Here is a 16302-nt window from a genome sequence, read left to right on the forward strand (position 1 = left end):
CTGGTGTTGAGCGCGTTGATAGGCGAATGCCATACGCTCCGAGGGCGGCTTTTGCCGCCAACGTAAGAATCTGGATACCATGGTACTTAAGGAAGCAAAGGGGTTGTCAGCGATTGAATTCGTACTGGTCGCGGTTAATCGTTTCGATGTCCGAGTTGTCTGTTACCCTAAACCGCTCGATGACAAAGCCATGCGGATTATTATCGGTTCGGGTCGCGTCAATCAGATAACAATCCGCTTTTAATTTTCGGAACGTGATATTGGTTGCCCGGACCAGGAGTATCCGGGCATTGATGGAACAGTAGTAAGGGGATTTACTCATATCAAGACCTACCGAATCAATCATAATTTTTTGAATGGTATTTCCCTGAAGCAGCTTTGTATAGAATCCTTTTTCCCGTAGATCAAGATAATGCCGGGTAATTGACTCATCGCCTAGGTAAGCCGCTTGTTTCATATTCTCATTGATGGCTTTCTCATCCGGTTCCTGATTGAAAAAAAGCTTGAGAAATGTTTTGACGTGATCCTTGGCTTCGGCGGGTCGATTTGCATTTTGTTCCTGCGCCAAAGCCAGCATAATCGACTTTCCCGAGCTATCCAACACATAGATCTTTTCGCGCGACTCGTGACTGTTCTTGTAGGACAGATAAGCCACCCAGGAAGCAAAACCCAGCAAGCCAAGTAAAGCTAAAAAGACAATAGCCCGTACGAAATGAAACGACGTCTCTATATTTCGCAGGTAGCGAAAATTAAAATTTGCATTCATACACGTGATTTTTTTAGTTAATAGCTACTCGCCGCAGCGATCACCCGACCACCCATCTGGCCCGAGGCCGCACCCGCTACCTGACCCGCGGTACGCAAGGGAGCCGACATCGCTCGCAATCCGTCCGAAACTCCCGTTGAATCTAACACCCAGGTTGCCAGTTTAGGAACCAGCAAATACCCAAAGATGCCCACCGCATAAAATAACAGATTGGCAATCGATGAGCTAGGCATACCAGGATTACCCTGAAGTTGTTGAAATTCAACCGTTAAACTGGAAAGGTGAAAACTATCCAGAATGAAGCCGTACATGTTAGCAATCGGAATCCATAAAAGGGTGTGCAAAACCCGACCCACCCAGGCCGCAATGGACGAATAAAACCAATCAAAGCAGCCTAATCCAATCGTCAGGGGACCGAATATGCCCAGGATAATCAGAAAATACGTGGAGATAATTTTGAGGCCAATAATGACGATAAAATAAATCAGCCTGAATAAAGCCATCAAGACATAATTCACCGTCGTGTCGATCACAAAATTCACCGCGTCCGCAGCCGCTGATGAAATCGAATTAGACATACCCATGACCGCATCGGTCATTAACTGAAACCAGGACCGATTGTCCTCCGCAGCGGCTACCGGCGGTGGATTGTTGGAATTAGTCAAATTCTGGATGCGCGTTTTTGCGTTGGTGATTACCTGCTGCTCCACGTCATCGCGCCGGGAAGCCCCCATTTCCTGCGTAGCCTCGTTGAGCGTTCTCCCTACATACACCAGGCCACTATACAAACCAGGATAGGACAATAAAAGCATCGAAATGACCAGTGGCCGAATCAACGGGAAAATATCAATCGCTTCATTTCGGGCCTGATGCGCCCATAACCGGTAGAAGACATAAAACAAAGCGCCTATAAGTCCTATTGCCTGCCCGATGGCCATAAAGGATGAGAATTCAGGCAGCATTGTATCAAATAAGGCATCAGCGGCTTCTTCAATACTGGTTATGGCACCACTGGCACCCGAAGCGTTCCAGCCGGTTCCAGGAGCTTGAAGTAACATCATGGTTTATAGCGGAAAGAAGTGACTTTAGATAACTGTAACTGACTTGCATTAAAGCCGCCCGGCCCCCGGCAGCTGGTGGCCAGGGCGGGTGAATTTATTTGTAGACGGTCTGTACTGACCAGTCGCAAAAAATCAAACCCGTAGCCCTGCCCAACGCCATGATTTGCCTGAGCCAGTTGCAGGGAATCATCCCACCAGATTGGCATAGTTGTCACAATAGGTCCGCAGGCATAGGTTTTCTGATTGGTCGTATCGACCAACTGAGAAAAGTAGGTCCATAGCAACGAATCACCAGAGGCTTCAACGGAAACGCCCGCTTGGAAAATCTGATTGCCAATACCCGGTACGACAGTCTCCCAGCGGCCTATGTAACCAGGAGGAAAAGCAGAGGCTTCCCGCCTAAACCGTTCGTGCTTGGTCTGACAAGCCGCCGTCAGCAAGCCTAGCATTATGAGTGCGTTTTTCATTTCTTTTTGAAGCGAACCATGTACGGGTCAGAGATTTTTTTGCTTAGCATCGACCGCATAGCCTGTTCCGATTCCGCCAACCGGTAATAATCAACCGAGGCCGCAACCTTCGTCCCAAAACTGACTAGATCCTGATGCTGCTGTTTGGCTTGAGCTAGCGATTTCTGCTGCGATTTTAGCCGTTCATAGGGCGATAGAAAAACAGGCTTGCCTTTCATGGCACTAAACGCGTTACGGGCCTTTATCAAATCCGTATTACCCAGCGTCCCCATGACGATGGCGTTGTTGTAAAAGGCTACATCATCCGTTGATGCCTTATCAAGATAGCGTTTGATCATTTTTGAGGTCGGTCCGCCATTGTCGTAACTCTGATCAATAGCGGAGACTTCGGTTCCCCATATATCTTTGGTCATTTTGCTTTCTATGCCTTTGATAGGAGAATCTTTGAGGGCTTTAGTCTCTTCATTATGTTGCAGGGCCCATTCGTACCTTAGTTTAAAATCCTGATAGTTGAGCTTATTCAACCGCTCCTGCCCGTCCTTCCATACTTCCCGCAATGAAGCCAGTTTTTTAACGAGTCGCTTATCCTTGGTTTTTTGATAAATTGACATGATTTTTTCCGCCGCAGGAGCCACAACAACCGCATCCGCAATGGCTTTAATCATCTCATCCAGCGCCTTATTGACCATAAGGTTCATTAGATCGACGCCCGGATCAACAATCCCCCGTTTGATCTTACTTTCGGTCATGCCGAGCACCTTATCAATCTCAGCCTGAAGCGCTGGATCGGTTGGCATACCTCCCTGCAATTGCCCTGGGCCTAAAACATCGGTAGCTTCATCCTGAGCCTGGCTACGAAAGGGTAAAAAGTTTAGTAGCCCTAGGATAATTAGCAGGCTTACTAAACGCGCGTAATTAGTTTGAATAGACATGGTTGAGGCCCGATTTTCGTTGAAAGCTATTTTGCTTAAATTCATCCGACTGCTGCTTTGCGATACGGTAGACGTAGATTCGCCGTAACTGGTCCCGCAGGCTACCAATCGCTTCCAATCGCTTTTTGATGTCTTCATCCGCCTGATCCAGTACGTCCATGCGTTCCCCCTGGGACATCCAAGAAACCGTAACCCCTAACCCGTTGCTACCTAAGTTACAAACAATGTTGACCGAAGAGGCTAGATCCTGCGTATTCCCCACCGACTTAAGTAACGACGCATAGCCTTGGCGTTCCTGCGCCGAAAAGACGGGTGAACTCAACACCTTATTCAGATCCTGAACGTGGCTTTTTACCGCGTCAAATAGCCCTTTAATGTTCAACTCCTTATAGTAGGAACAGAACTCAGGGGAGAGGGAGGTATGCGATTTTTTCCAGGCGTAATCGACCTTAAGCGTCTGGTAGGTAATTTTTTGCTGCGCCGAGTAACCATCCGCAACCATCTTTTTCAGCCGTTCAACTTCTCCGGCCGGTGTGGTACCCACATCCGCAATTTTTGAGGCTAGTTGCGCAATCTTATCACTGATACCCGACATAATCTGATCTTCCTTTTCACCAATCAGATTGGAGACTTCATCGGACAGCTCATCCTTCATGCTCGCGAAGTAGCCCGTCAGATCAGTGCCAATGCTACTCAAGACATTATCCGGAGAAAGCTGATTCGACAAGTTTTCCACGTAGTTGCCAATTACATCGCCCAGGTCATCTTTAGCGACTTTAATGGGTGCTTGACCCGGAAAGATAACGGTCGCTTTGCCGATGAGTGGCACATCAACGATGGGCATATACTGGCTCATATCGGGCGGCGTACCCGTCGTGTCAGCCGACTGAGCCAGGCTTACTGTTGCGCTTACGGCCACTAGAAGCAACGAAAAAATGCCCCGATAAACAAACTTGACTGGTTTCATAGAATTTATGCATTTAGATCTTCAGCGACTACTTCTTTAAGGGCTAAATCATAATTTCCACCGTTCGACTTAATCTTACGAGAGACCCGGATTTTTTCTCTTTGCTCGGTGGTGAAGGCATAGTATTCGGGCCGTGAAACTTCCAGACCATAGACACGATACCGCTGTCCACCCCAGCTGACAAAAAATTCTTTGTACTTGCGATTGGGATCGTTATCCCGGTTCATCGATAAGACTAAGTCTTTTTCCTTATCGGTCAGGCCCAGCAACTCTTTGACAAAAGTGAATTTGTTTTCGTACTTGCGCTGATCCATCAGAATCTTACAATCGGCGTTGTTGACGATGGAATCTTGGACGATTGGATTATTGATGATATCCTGAATCTCCTGGGTTACGATCCAGGCTTCTCCGTCGAACTTACGTACCGTTTTGTAGAGGTACTTTATGTAGCCCGCCATGTTCGGCGTCATGATTGCTTTCCAAGCCTCTTCAATCAAAATGATTTTCCGAGTCCCTTCCAGCCTTCGCATTTTAGAAATAAACGTATCCATCACAATGATGGTGACAATAGGAAACAGGATCGGGTGATCCTTCACGTTGTCCAACTCAAAGACGATAAACGGTTCGTGGAGTAAATCCAGGTTTTCCGTGGAATTGAGCAGAAAATCAAATTCACCTCCCGTATAATAGGGTTTGAGATTGAACATGAAATTGTCAAAATCAAAGTAGTCATCTTTAACCCCTTCCCGGTTCAGATACGCTTTAAAATCGTCGTGCATGAACTCATAGAAAGTATTGAAGCAGGCGACAATGTCGGGGTTCTCCCGAAGCTTACTAAAATAGCCCATCACTGCCGACGACAGCGCATTATATTCCGAGCGGTTGGTTTTCTCTTCTACAGATTTCCATAGCGTCAGCAGCAAGTTTTTTAACGATTCCGCTTTCTCCGTATCCGGCATCAACCGTCCCTCAATGTGAAACGGGTTGAAGTGAATCGGCTTTTCCATGGTGTAGGTAATGTATTTCCCTCCCAGCATGGCGCACAAACCCCGGTACGAATCCCCAACGTCTACGATCACCACGTGCGCACCGTGCGTATGATAGCTCCGTAGCAGGTGGTTGGTTAAAAAGCTTTTACCCGATCCCGAAGGGCCAATGATGAATTTGTTGCGATTGGTGACCCAATTTTTTTGCATGGGTTCATCCGAAAAATCCACCCAGAGGGGCCGACCGGACAGGCGATCGACAACCCGGACGCTATTCCTTGACGATTCCGAGGTATAGTAATTCGTTTCGTGATTGAACAGACAGGCCGCCTGGGGAGCAAACTGCGTAAACGTGTCTTCACGGGGCAGATCGGGAGAATTACCCGGGATACCGGCCCAGAACAGAAACGCGGCATCTTTGGTGTTCTCACGCGGCTTCAAATTCATCTTAGCAATAGCCGCCGTTGTTTTGTTACGCAGTTCGGGTAACCGCAGCTTATCATCGGTCCACACCTGTACATTGGAATGAATACGAATAGGCGTCCACGATTTTTCAGCCGCCAACGTCAGGAAGTTGTTGACCATGCCCGCATTGACGGAGTTGGCCCGGTCAAAGTTGGATAAAGCCAGCATGTTGCCCGCTTTCTTTTCAAGCTCCGCCGTGATGAGTGTTTTATCATCGACAAACACGTACTGATTGTAGATGTGATTGCAGTCTAGCATCAGGCCGATGGGGGTTGCGTACCCTACCGATAGATTCGAGTTTTCAGTCGATAATGCGCCAATCCGAACATTGGTGTTTATCGCATCTGGCATATCATCCACTTGCGAAATGGTAAAGTATTTAACAAACTTCCCCCCTATCCGCAGCTCATCCTCTGAGGTAAAGTCCATATCCATCAAGGGTACGACTTCATCCTTGAGCGATAAGGTCATGTACCGCTCGATTAAACCGGCCTGCCCTACCGGAGCATCCCGATCCGGTTGCAATTCATCATTCCCTAAGCGCCGGCATTTAATGAGTCTTGAGGATTCAAGGATCGATTTCAATTGGAGAACCGCCACTATGAACTTATCAATCTCCTGGGTATTAAGTGCCCGCTTGGGGACTAGCCCCGGTTTGAGTAAGGAAGTTGCCCCCGCCTTCGTACGCGTTCGCTCACCCTGAGAATACGTTACGTACAAAAAGCACTCATGATGCAAAAATGGACGCTCATTGAAGTGCAGTTCGGATGAACGGTCCAAATAACTTTCGGGTAATTCCTTGGCGTTAGGACGATACCTTTCTTCAACAAACCAATCCTGTTTGTGCAGAATTGTACCCGCTGGCAAAACGCCTATTGCTTTTGTCCAGGTCTCCACCAATTCCCGGTAGTCACCCATTTCCGAGCCGTTTTCAAACCGCGCATTGAGAGTAAAAATTTCCGGGAGGGTAAGTTGGAATGCCAGCGTTAAGTCGCCCCATTTAGAAAAAATACAGTTTTCTTCGACCGCGCCGAGTGGAAAGACTTTTGCCAGTTCTTTTACAGAATATGCCATAATTGCGCCCTTAGTTGTGCTTATTTTTTACGAAGATTTCGGTAAACCGAATCCTGTCGAACCGTTACGATCCCCGGTAATTTCTTGCGGGCTTTCGTCCGCTCGTAGCCCCCCGCCCCCTGATTGGCTGAGCGTTTAACCAGGCCCATGTAGACGGCGTAACTCCCCATGCCACAGGCTGAAAAAATCACCCATCCAGGTAGTGGCACAAAAACCGCTGATACCCCCCCCGTAACGACGATGCCAATAATCCATTTGACCAGTAGAGCCAGGTAATCCATGCCTACTACGCCCCGTACCTGGGGAGGGCGATCCGCGCCTTTATTAATTTCGTACGCCATCGTGAAGCGCTTATTTGCCGAAAGCAGCCGTTAAGACGAGCCCGACGACACCGGCAAACACGATAGCCGCGCCCCAGTTAATGACACTTTTCTTGAAATCGGGGTCATTGTTGAAGAATTTGGAAGCGCAGGATATACCCCCCACAAAGCCCATTATCAGGCATAAAGGCAACATGAGGTCACCTACGCTTTTGCCGACATCTTGAAGCTCTGAGGTTGCTTTATCAACACCTTTGGCAATAGCGCCCGATTGTAGGCCTTGGGCATACAGATTCCCTGTTGATAGAACAAAACCTATTACCAGAGCGAGCGCTGCGAAGTAATGAACGCGAACGTTTTTCATTGTGAAATAAATTAGTTAGTGAACTATTGAATGCGTTTAAAACGGAGTGGTACTAGTCGGTTTTGCCTGAGGGCAGTTCCGTAGACCCAAGTTTGGGGTAACGGATACCCCATGCCAATTTCCCTTCAGGAAGTTCTTGGCTGTGTTGCCCGATTCGCTGTCTGAAGGCGGTGGGATAAGGGGCCTGAGCTTACTGTTTGATCGCCCCTCACAAGCCTATTGCCGGTTAGCGGCGCACGCCGAGCTAGCCCCCTATTGCGTCTCTGTTTCATAATTTTAAAAATTGAACTATCTAGTGAAAGTGTAATATTTAAATTAGTATTTAGACCATTCAATCAACCTTTCATAAACTATTATACAACTAACCTACAGCCGTCAACGGAGAATACAAACATGTTAAGTATTCGATGTTACAACATTGATAACTTAAATAGTGGCTGTGAGTCTCATTGGTCCCCAAAAAAAAGGGGTTTATCCCCAGAAGTATTCGTTTCGTCCTCGCAAAAAATTTTAAACATTTTTTATAAAATTTTTAATTTCTGACATGTTGGTGAAACATCTCCGCAAATGATACGCGGTTGGCTTCGCCCTCTTCGTTGGATATTTCCTTTGAAGCCGCCACGTAACTTGATTGAACGACGCTCTTTACGTTTACATCGCCTGGCAATCGTTCAATAAGCGTACTAATGATCGTCAATAAGGCAGCTTGATGCCTTTCCTGTTGCTCTCTGAGCTGATTGTCTTTCTCCTCTAAACGCGTAAGTAGCACTTCTTTCGTCAACGTAGCCAATTCATTCATCCGCTCCTGATACAGGGTCAACTCTTCGCCATCTTCCAACTGATTATCCAGTATGCGTTGATTCATACGATCTTCTTCAGACAGCTCGGTAGGGGCCGAACTTTCTGTAAATCGCCCATCGTATCCTTGGGACAAATCAAATAGGATCTGTTCCCGTTCATAATCAATTTCACTTTCCTTTTCACGCTCCAGTCTATAAGCTTGCTTCAAGGCATAAATTTCCTTCCAGGCTTCAGAAAGCTCTAGCTCATCGGCTTTCGTTTCTTTCTCCTGACTAGCCGTTGAGCCAGTAGTAGTCGACGCTTGTGGCTCAGTAGTGTCGGTAGGCTGACCAGTGCCGTTTTCCTTGATCGTTGGCGAGTAACCACCTTTCTCCAATTCAGCCAGTCGCGTCAGAACTTGTTGGTGCTCCTGCGAGGTAACATACGTAATTGGCTTTTCCTGGCCAGACTCAGCACGATCGACTACGCTTCCCCTGTGTTGTTTATCTGCGGAGGGTATAGCTGAAGGCGTATTTAAAAAATACCCCCTCAGCACCCAGCCCGAGATACTTAAGCCTACTACACCGATCACTAGTAGTATGGTATCCATCAGTCAAAACTTTTACGGGTCTTCCATTTAGCAATCAACTCATTAACCTCACTTTTGTGTTCCGACCGGTGATGGGCCAACAAATTGTCGATTAAATCACCTACGTTCAGTTTGTATCCTTGCCGACGGCCCTCGCTGACCAGTACAGAAAGTAACAAATGAGATTCCTCCGAAACACGAATCGGTTTTCCCTCGCTTGCTAAGCTGGAACCGTTTGCTTTTACCGGCTTTTTAAAGAACGTTTCCAGATACGAACTGGACTTTGGCTCCTCCCCTCCCCTATTTTTTGGTTTCCGAGGAGCTGGAGCCACCTCCTTGGTAACCACTGGTTCTTGGGAAGTTGCCACCTCTTCCCCTTTGCTAGCTACCTTCCCCTTGCTGAGTTGACTAACTTCTTCAACAGACGCCATTGCCTCTGGTTCAGACTGGTTTACCCCCTGCGTCTCAGCCGACATCTCCGGTCCGGAATTATCAACCTGTACTGGGGTTGTTACCGCCTTCGGTTCTGAATCGTCGGCTGCCGACTCACCTGAAACTGGACTGGTTTGGCTTAGCCACGCCCTCAATCCACTATTGGGTGGATTGATCGTTGGCACTGTGTTTTTAGTATTCTTGGCCATAAAAGTATACGGTCTATGAATTAGAAGCAAATATATTATTCAGTTCCTGAATTAAAGGTTTAATGACTGCGTTCGGAAATAAAGTGGATCGGGTATCTTTGATGGCTACTGTATCGGGAATACGATGTTCCATAAAATGAACATTCATCGGCGTTTTACGAGATTCGTTTAAACTATCTAAGTAGTTTATAGCTGCTTGCTCCAGTCCCGAATACCGATCTTTTCGTTCGCGGCTATCAAACTTGTTCCATAGCAAATACGTCGGAACCATACCTCCGTTTTTGTTGGAGAACTTGGCCATCGCCAACACGGTATGCATCGTCGATTCAAAAGACAGCGGATCAGCCTCTAATAATAGGACCGCAGCGTCTAACCGCTGTATCATGCTGGGCATCCCCTCCACGTTTAATGTACCGGGTAAGTCTATGAGGACAAGCTCATTCTTATTGGCGTACGCATCCAGCTTAGGTAACGTATTGGCTACTGAGTCAGCATAGATCGGATATGGAGTTTGTCCCAATTTTTCGGCCTTCCTCAAAAACCCCTCATCCATTTTTAACCGTTCGATTTCTGAGGTACGAATTGATTGTAAGCTGTGTTGTGGAAAGTCACAATCAAAAATAGCCACCGGAATCCGCTCTACCTGATAGAAGTAGGTAGCGACGTGCGTGGTAATGCTGGTCTTGCCTACGCCCCCTTTCTGAGAACAAAATGAGATAAACTTTGCCATTACAAAAAGTTAAAATGTTAATTTATTACATTCTGACATTGTAAAAATGTTACATTCTTACAATGTATAGCTATACATTGTAAGAATGCCTAAATGTATAAAAAGTAGAATGATAAAAACAAACATTGTCATAAAATTACTTTCTAACAATGTAAAAATGTATAAAATATATATTGTGATAAATCCACATTGTAAAGAATTGTCATTGTAATAATAACAAAACTAACAATGTAAAAATGTAATAATAATACAATGTAAAAATATAACATTATACTTTTCTTACATTGTAAGGGTTTCACATTGCGAATAAGCTCCCATGTGAAAATGTAAGCACTTCACATTGTAACGAAATGTCTTTGTAAGCCTATAGCCGTGAGGGGCACGTATACCAAATATGGTTTATATACTAATGTGAAAATGTAATCAAATTACATTTTCACATTAGTATATCTTCAGCGATCGATTAGGGTTGTGAAGGTTCTATTCGGAGTAGACCTACTTTGTAACATTATTACAATGTAAGTTTTTTACATTATTGTCCTCTGTAGCCGGTTCGTAGTAGAAGGTACTTATCCATAGTTGACGTCCTGTCTGTAAAAATGTAAAAAGGTTACATTTTTCATTTTTACATGTTGGTGCATACAGCTCGATTACCCTCAAAAAATTTCTTGTCCAATTTTATGGCCGACTCGTTTTTAGGAGTAGCTTTGTTTTGTAACAAAGAGCAAGATGTGTTTTGCGTGCCGCAAAACCTGGCCTTGCACTAACGCGACTACGGCCAGCATCTTGCCACAATGGGGTCTTGGCTCCGGGGCAGCTCTATGCTACGCAGTCTGATTTACTACAGGGCTATGGATAACCAGGCAGAAAACAAGAACGTACATCCAGGTGGACGACCGAATCTTTCCGGTGACGAGGTACTTGCTTACCGGCTGGTGACACGCGTCAATGAGCGGGATAATGAAGCCATCCAGCGGGATTTCAGGGCTTGGCAAAGTGGGCGCGTTGGCCGGATAGCGGACTACCTCCGCGAAATTATTTTGACCCGAAACGCACCCAAGTTGACGGCGACAAACGGAGTGGTCAACAATGACCAGGTGATCGAACTAACCCAGACGCTGCATAACATCCGCCAGCAGTTAAAGCACCTGGATACGAATTACAACCAGATCGCCAGGCGCATCAACAGCATTGAGCATACTGGGAAACTCTATTATGAGGTACAAACCAGTAAGGTTATAATCGATAAAATTGGGCCCTTACTCACGCAAATAGACACGTTGGTGAAGGCACAAACCGAAGCAATTTATAAAAAATAGGATGGTCATTCGGCTAACAGTTGGGACACAAATCGGCGGGGCGCTGCGCTATAATGAACAAAAAGTTGTTCAGAAACAGGCTCATGTACTGGGTGCCACCGGCTTTGCCAACAATGAGTTAGCTGAAAAAAGTCTGCGTTATGCCGCCAATGTTTTAGAAAGTCAGGCCAAAAAGAATGCAAATGTCAAAAAGCCAACGCTTCACTTTTCGCTGAGTTTGCACCCCACTGAGCAGGTTAGCGATGATAAATTCAAAGCGATGGCCCACCAGTTTATGGCTGAAATGGGTTACCAGCATCAGCCTTATATGGTTTATCGCCATCACGATACGGCCCATCCTCACATTCACATAGTGACCACCTGCGTCGATGAAACAGGTCATAAGGTCAACGATTCCTTTATTAAACGGCGGACAAATGCCGTACGCCAGCAGCTGGAGCTGCGCTTTGGTCTCATCAAAGCCCAAGGTCGAGGTAAAGGAAAAACTACTGAGCAGATCCGTCAGGCGAGACCGGTGCAAGCTGACGAGGTGACGCCCGGACAGGCCCAGCCAACAAGGGGCTTTGACAGGAAAGACCAGTTGGAAGCCATTCTGCGGGAAACCTTTCAGCAAGCGACGTTCAACAACTTAGATGAATACCGAGCACTGTTAAAGAAACAGCATATTCATACGGTTTTACATCAGAGTTCAGTGGCTGGAAAAGCCCTTCGGGGCATTAGTTACCAGTTCACCGATGAGGCTGGTAAACCGGCAACGCCCCGAATTAAAGCCAGTGAAATCGGAACCTGGGCTACCTGGAAAGAGATAGAAAAGCAGTTTGGCAAGAGGGGCCAGCAGCAGGGGCAAGACCCGTCAACTCAGCTTACGTATGAGAAGTATAAAGTGCTGGCATCGATCCTGTCGGATGACCTACGGGCGTACAAAAAACAGCAGTACATCTATTACGATAGCGCCTTACTTGAAAATTTTCCAACGGCAGCTATGCAAGCCCGGCTCCAGGCCATCACCCAGCACAAACTAAGCGAGGGGGAACTCAACGAGGCTGTGCGTCGCTTTGAAGCGTACAAACGTGCGCAACTACCTGACATTATTAAGAAGGAACAGTTGGCCTTTACGCGTACGATGGAAACCTATACCCAGATCGCTAGTGAGATCCGGGGTAGTGCTCAAAACAAAAATGACTTTTTTTCGGCCCTTAGTGTGGAAATAACGGTCGATGGCTGGATCACCAGTCCGACCAATCGTCATGTAGCTTACCCGATCGGGCGAGCAGCGCTAGAGCGAATTCAAACCGGTGATGGGCCTGAGCTTACCATGCCTACGCTCTATTCACGGGGAGAACGGACGGTTATGCTGCTGAGTCAGTCGAAAAAGCCTTTTAAGGAAAGCTACTACGATGTACGGGCGGATCACCTGCAACGCATCCTGAAACCGGAGCGGATGAGCAGTATCCATGCCCAACTGAACGCCAACTACGTCGCTCGGCTACTGGCAGACGGCCCCGTTTTAGGCGTGGACCAGGTACGCTATTTTTATCAACGGGGCATAGTGCTAGATCCACCGCAACTGGCTACGGGTAAGACAGACAACGAATCCGCTTTTACAATTCGCTACCACCAAGCCCCCCATCAGGCGGCCGTAGCGGCTGGAAAAATGTTCGAGAAACAGATACCTCATCTCCATGTAGAGCACTGGCAAAAGGGATTATCGACTGAGGCCGGTCGATACATGGTCGCTTTGGTGCAATTGATAGACCAGGTCAAGCGTGGCCAAGAGAAGAACGGCAACGAAAAGTCGAACGATCTTGCCTTCTTGCGGGAGCGAATACATCATTGTGATCCGGCCTTGGTTATGTTCTCCGATGAGGACTTGGTCAGCGTGTTAGAGAAGCGGAGCTTACAGGGAAAAGGCTGGATTAAACAAACCGATCTGGAATCTAAGCAGGACACGAACGCTTACATGAATGAGTCGGCCCTATATACCTCCCTTTTAAACATCCGAGCCATAGATGTATTCGGCTACGAGCAAACAGGCAAGTATAAAAACGTAGGGAAGGGTATAAAAAAACGGGACAAAGGCCGAGAATTATAACTGTAAGGGGCGAGGTCTGGACACCGGGTGATTCAACAGGCAACCAGTTTTACGAATAAAATTTAAAAAAAGATGAAAAATTTATTAGGGACAAATCGGATTTTTAGGGGGACGAACGCCTTTTTTTTGGGGACTAATGAGACTCACAGCCACTATTCAGATTATCAATACACCTTCACTAATGCAGACGACTGTTTGATTTCATTACCGCAAAAAGTAGGTTAGGGGTTTGGTAATCAACAATTTAAAAAGGTCGAATATGAGTAATCAACACGAACAACAGCAAAATGATTGGGTACACCGGGGTATACTCAGTGTCAGCTTTGTCATCTTGATGGTGCACGCCTACTTTTTCTGTTTTGATAGTCTGGAAACGCGTGGCTATACATGGACCATCGTCAATAACTTCCTGCTTAAGGTAAATCGGCAGAGTCACCTGTTTACAAATACGCTGTATACAAAGCTGATCTGTTTGGGGCTGCTGGGGCTGTACGGCTGGGCGAATAAACCCAAAAAGGATTTGACGACAACCTGGACGACCGTATGGGCCAATGGTTTACCAGGACTAGTCCTTTTCCTGAGTAACTTCTTTTTATTGCGGGTATCGTCGGTACCTGTGGACACCCGCAACACGCTTTACCTGGTCACAACACTAGCTGGATTTATACTGCTGCTGAGTGCGGTAAGCCTGGCAAGACGCATCCTGGGATTCAATTTACGGGACGATCCCTATAATGAAGTCAACGAGCAGTTTATGCACCAGGAAGAGAAACTGGAGAATAAGGATTCGGTCAATATTCCAATCAGCTACATCTATGGAAAGCAGCAAAGGACCGGTTGGGTAAATATCATTAATCCTTACCGGGCAACGATGATTGTGGGTACGCCGGGGTCCGGTAAGTCGTTCGCTGTGCTCAATAATTTCATCCGCCAGCATATCGAGAAGGGCTTTTCGATGATGGTCTATGACATCAAATATCCGACGCTCACCAAAATTGCCTACACCTATTATCTGAAAAATAAGGATAAGTACCCCGAGTTGAACAAGAATAAAAAGACGGGTGAGCTAGGGGCAACGCCTATGTTTTGCAATGTCAATTTTGATAAACCGCGGGAATCGCTACGGATCAATCCGTTGCTGCCGACAAAAATGACCGATATTCAGGACGCCCTGGAAGCGGCGAAAATCATAATGTATAATATCAACCGGGACTGGATTGGAAAGAGTGGTGATTACTTTGCTGATTCAGCCATTAACTTTCTGACCTCCGTTATCTGGTATCTGAAGCGATACGACGACCGGATGCTACAGGAAGCCAACCAAAAAGGGGTTGAACACGATGGACGGTTTTATTGCACCTTACCACACGTTATCGAACTGATTGCCACCGTTAAGGAACAATTGTTTCCCATTCTGCAATCCGAGGAAGACATTGAATTACTACTAAGTCCTTTTGCCTCTGCCTTATTGAAGGGCGCTAACAACCAGTTGGAAGGACAGATTTCATCGGCGCTGATTGCACTGGGGCGCGTGGCCAGTCCAGCCTTGTACTGGGTATTGACGGGAAATGATTTTAGCCTGGATATTAACAATCCCAAGGAGCCTAAGATTCTCTGTTTAGGAAATAATCAGGAACGTAAGGATACCCAGGGGATCATAATTGGATTGATTAACTCCCGGATGGTGAAACTGATCAATAAAGAAGGCCAGTTGAAGTGCTCGATCATTGTTGATGAATTACCAACGATCTATTTGATGGGTTTGGATAACCTCATCGCTACGGCTCGGAGTAACAAGATATCCACCTGTCTGGGAATTCAGGATTACACCCAAATTAAAAAAATGTATGGTGACAAAGAGGCCGCAGCCATCTGGACGATTATTGGAAATATATTCTCCGGTCAGGTAGTAGGAGAGACGGCTAAAGACCTATCCAGTCGATTTGGGAAGATCCGTCAGCAAAGCCGGTCCGTATCCATCAACGAACGGGATACGAATATAAGCCTGTCCGAACGGATGGAACCGTTAATCCCCGAATCTAAAATTTCATCCCTTTCTCAAGGTTCGTTTGTGGGTAGCGTAGCCGATAATTTTGATCAAAAAGTTAAGCTAAAAACCTTCAATGGTGAACTGGTCGTTGAACCCGCCATGATTGACCAGCTAACCAAACTAACCCCTATTCCGGAGCGGCCCGAAATGGCTAAGTATACGGATGAGGAACTCAATAAGCTAGTAGCTGATAACTTCAAACGGGTTAAAAAAGAAATAAAAAAATTAGTAGCATCGGAGTTGAATCGACTGAACAATGATCCAAGCTATCAGCACTTAGTTACCCAATACCAGGAAGCCCAAGAGGACTAATGCAGTATATGTCAAGCCAATTTGATTATTTAGCAGATAATTTGACTTGGAATTGGCGCGACAGGAATGCAGGAACGTTTGAGTAACCGATTACGAGAGGCCCGGATTGAACTGGGCTTGACGCAGGCTGAGGCAGCCAGCGCCATCGGGATTAAACAACCCATGCTCCACCGGGCTGAAACATCCATGGAGATTAGCAGCCATCGATTACTGCACATCCTGGACTACTACATCAATCAACGACGGGTTAATCCGGCCTGGTTGTTAAGTGAACCGAATACGGCCTTCGACATCATTGCCGGAGAAAGTAAGGTTGAGGAGAAGAAACTTCAGTTGCTGAAAGCGTTTCGGGAAACGTTGGATGAAATGGATCAATCCAGTGAATAG

The 16302-nt window shown here is 46.5% G+C and carries 15 protein-coding genes; 4 read left to right on the forward strand and 11 right to left on the reverse strand.

What is annotated here, in order from left to right; all coding sequences use genetic code 11:
* Nucleotides 1-106: 106 nt before the first annotated feature.
* From traK to GJR95_RS11580, 11 genes are all read right to left on the reverse strand, one after another.
* Nucleotides 107-766 (reverse strand): conjugative transposon protein TraK, encoded by a 660-nt coding sequence (gene traK, locus GJR95_RS11530; RefSeq protein WP_162386001.1) that lies wholly within the window; start codon nt 764-766, stop codon nt 107-109.
* Nucleotides 767-783: 17 nt separating this feature from the next.
* Nucleotides 784-1827, reverse strand: coding sequence for a hypothetical protein (locus GJR95_RS11535; protein WP_162386002.1), 1044 nt, complete (start codon nt 1825-1827; stop codon nt 784-786).
* Nucleotides 1824-2294 (reverse strand): hypothetical protein, encoded by a 471-nt coding sequence (locus GJR95_RS11540; RefSeq protein WP_162386003.1) that lies wholly within the window; start codon nt 2292-2294, stop codon nt 1824-1826. Before GJR95_RS11540 ends, GJR95_RS11535 begins: the two co-directional genes overlap by 4 nt.
* Nucleotides 2291-3226 carry a hypothetical protein gene (locus GJR95_RS11545; protein WP_162386004.1) on the reverse strand — a complete coding sequence of 312 codons (936 nt, stop codon included), beginning with the start codon at nt 3224-3226 and terminating at the stop codon, nt 2291-2293. Before GJR95_RS11545 ends, GJR95_RS11540 begins: the two co-directional genes overlap by 4 nt.
* On the reverse strand, nt 3210-4193 hold the full coding sequence (locus tag GJR95_RS11550) for a hypothetical protein (protein WP_162386005.1): 984 nt from the start codon (nt 4191-4193) through the stop codon (nt 3210-3212). Before GJR95_RS11550 ends, GJR95_RS11545 begins: the two co-directional genes overlap by 17 nt.
* 5 nt (nt 4194-4198) lie before the next feature.
* Nucleotides 4199-6718: a TraG family conjugative transposon ATPase gene (locus GJR95_RS11555; RefSeq protein WP_162386006.1), complete on the reverse strand. Its 2520-nt coding sequence runs from the start codon at nt 6716-6718 to the stop codon at nt 4199-4201.
* 20 nt (nt 6719-6738) lie between these two features.
* Nucleotides 6739-7059 carry a DUF4133 domain-containing protein gene (locus tag GJR95_RS11560; RefSeq protein WP_162386007.1) on the reverse strand — a complete coding sequence of 107 codons (321 nt, stop codon included), beginning with the start codon at nt 7057-7059 and terminating at the stop codon, nt 6739-6741.
* Nucleotides 7060-7069: 10 nt separating this feature from the next.
* Nucleotides 7070-7402, reverse strand: coding sequence for a DUF4134 family protein (locus tag GJR95_RS11565; protein ID WP_162386008.1), 333 nt, complete (start codon nt 7400-7402; stop codon nt 7070-7072).
* Between the two features lie 532 nt (nt 7403-7934).
* A complete protein-coding gene (locus tag GJR95_RS11570) occupies nt 7935-8792 on the reverse strand; it encodes a hypothetical protein (RefSeq protein WP_162386009.1) in 858 nt (285 codons plus the stop codon).
* Nucleotides 8792-9412: a DUF3408 domain-containing protein gene (locus GJR95_RS11575; protein ID WP_162386010.1), complete on the reverse strand. Its 621-nt coding sequence runs from the start codon at nt 9410-9412 to the stop codon at nt 8792-8794. The genes GJR95_RS11570 and GJR95_RS11575 overlap by 1 nt, the downstream gene beginning before the upstream one ends.
* A gap of 13 nt (nt 9413-9425) precedes the next feature.
* Nucleotides 9426-10142, reverse strand: a complete 717-nt coding sequence (locus GJR95_RS11580) for a ParA family protein (RefSeq protein ID WP_162386011.1) — start codon at nt 10140-10142, stop codon at nt 9426-9428.
* 821 nt (nt 10143-10963) lie between these two features.
* Between GJR95_RS11580 and GJR95_RS11585 the strand changes: the two genes are divergently transcribed.
* The 4 genes from GJR95_RS11585 (at nt 10964) to GJR95_RS11600 (ending at nt 16302) form a co-directional block, all read left to right on the forward strand.
* Nucleotides 10964-11461, forward strand: a complete 498-nt coding sequence (locus tag GJR95_RS11585) for a hypothetical protein (protein ID WP_198424836.1) — start codon at nt 10964-10966, stop codon at nt 11459-11461.
* Between the two features lies 1 nt (nt 11462).
* Complete coding sequence (locus tag GJR95_RS11590) at nt 11463-13553, forward strand: relaxase/mobilization nuclease domain-containing protein (protein WP_162386013.1); 2091 nt, start codon at nt 11463-11465, stop codon at nt 13551-13553.
* Nucleotides 13554-13812: 259 nt separating this feature from the next.
* Nucleotides 13813-15915 carry a YWFCY domain-containing protein gene (locus GJR95_RS11595; protein ID WP_162386014.1) on the forward strand — a complete coding sequence of 701 codons (2103 nt, stop codon included), beginning with the start codon at nt 13813-13815 and terminating at the stop codon, nt 15913-15915.
* A 66-nt stretch (nt 15916-15981) separates the two neighbouring features.
* Entirely contained in the window at nt 15982-16302 is a 321-nt protein-coding gene (locus tag GJR95_RS11600) for a helix-turn-helix domain-containing protein (RefSeq protein ID WP_162386015.1), read from the forward strand.

The organism is Spirosoma endbachense (assembly GCF_010233585.1).
GTDB classification, from domain to species: Bacteria; Bacteroidota; Bacteroidia; order Cytophagales; family Spirosomataceae; genus Spirosoma; species Spirosoma endbachense.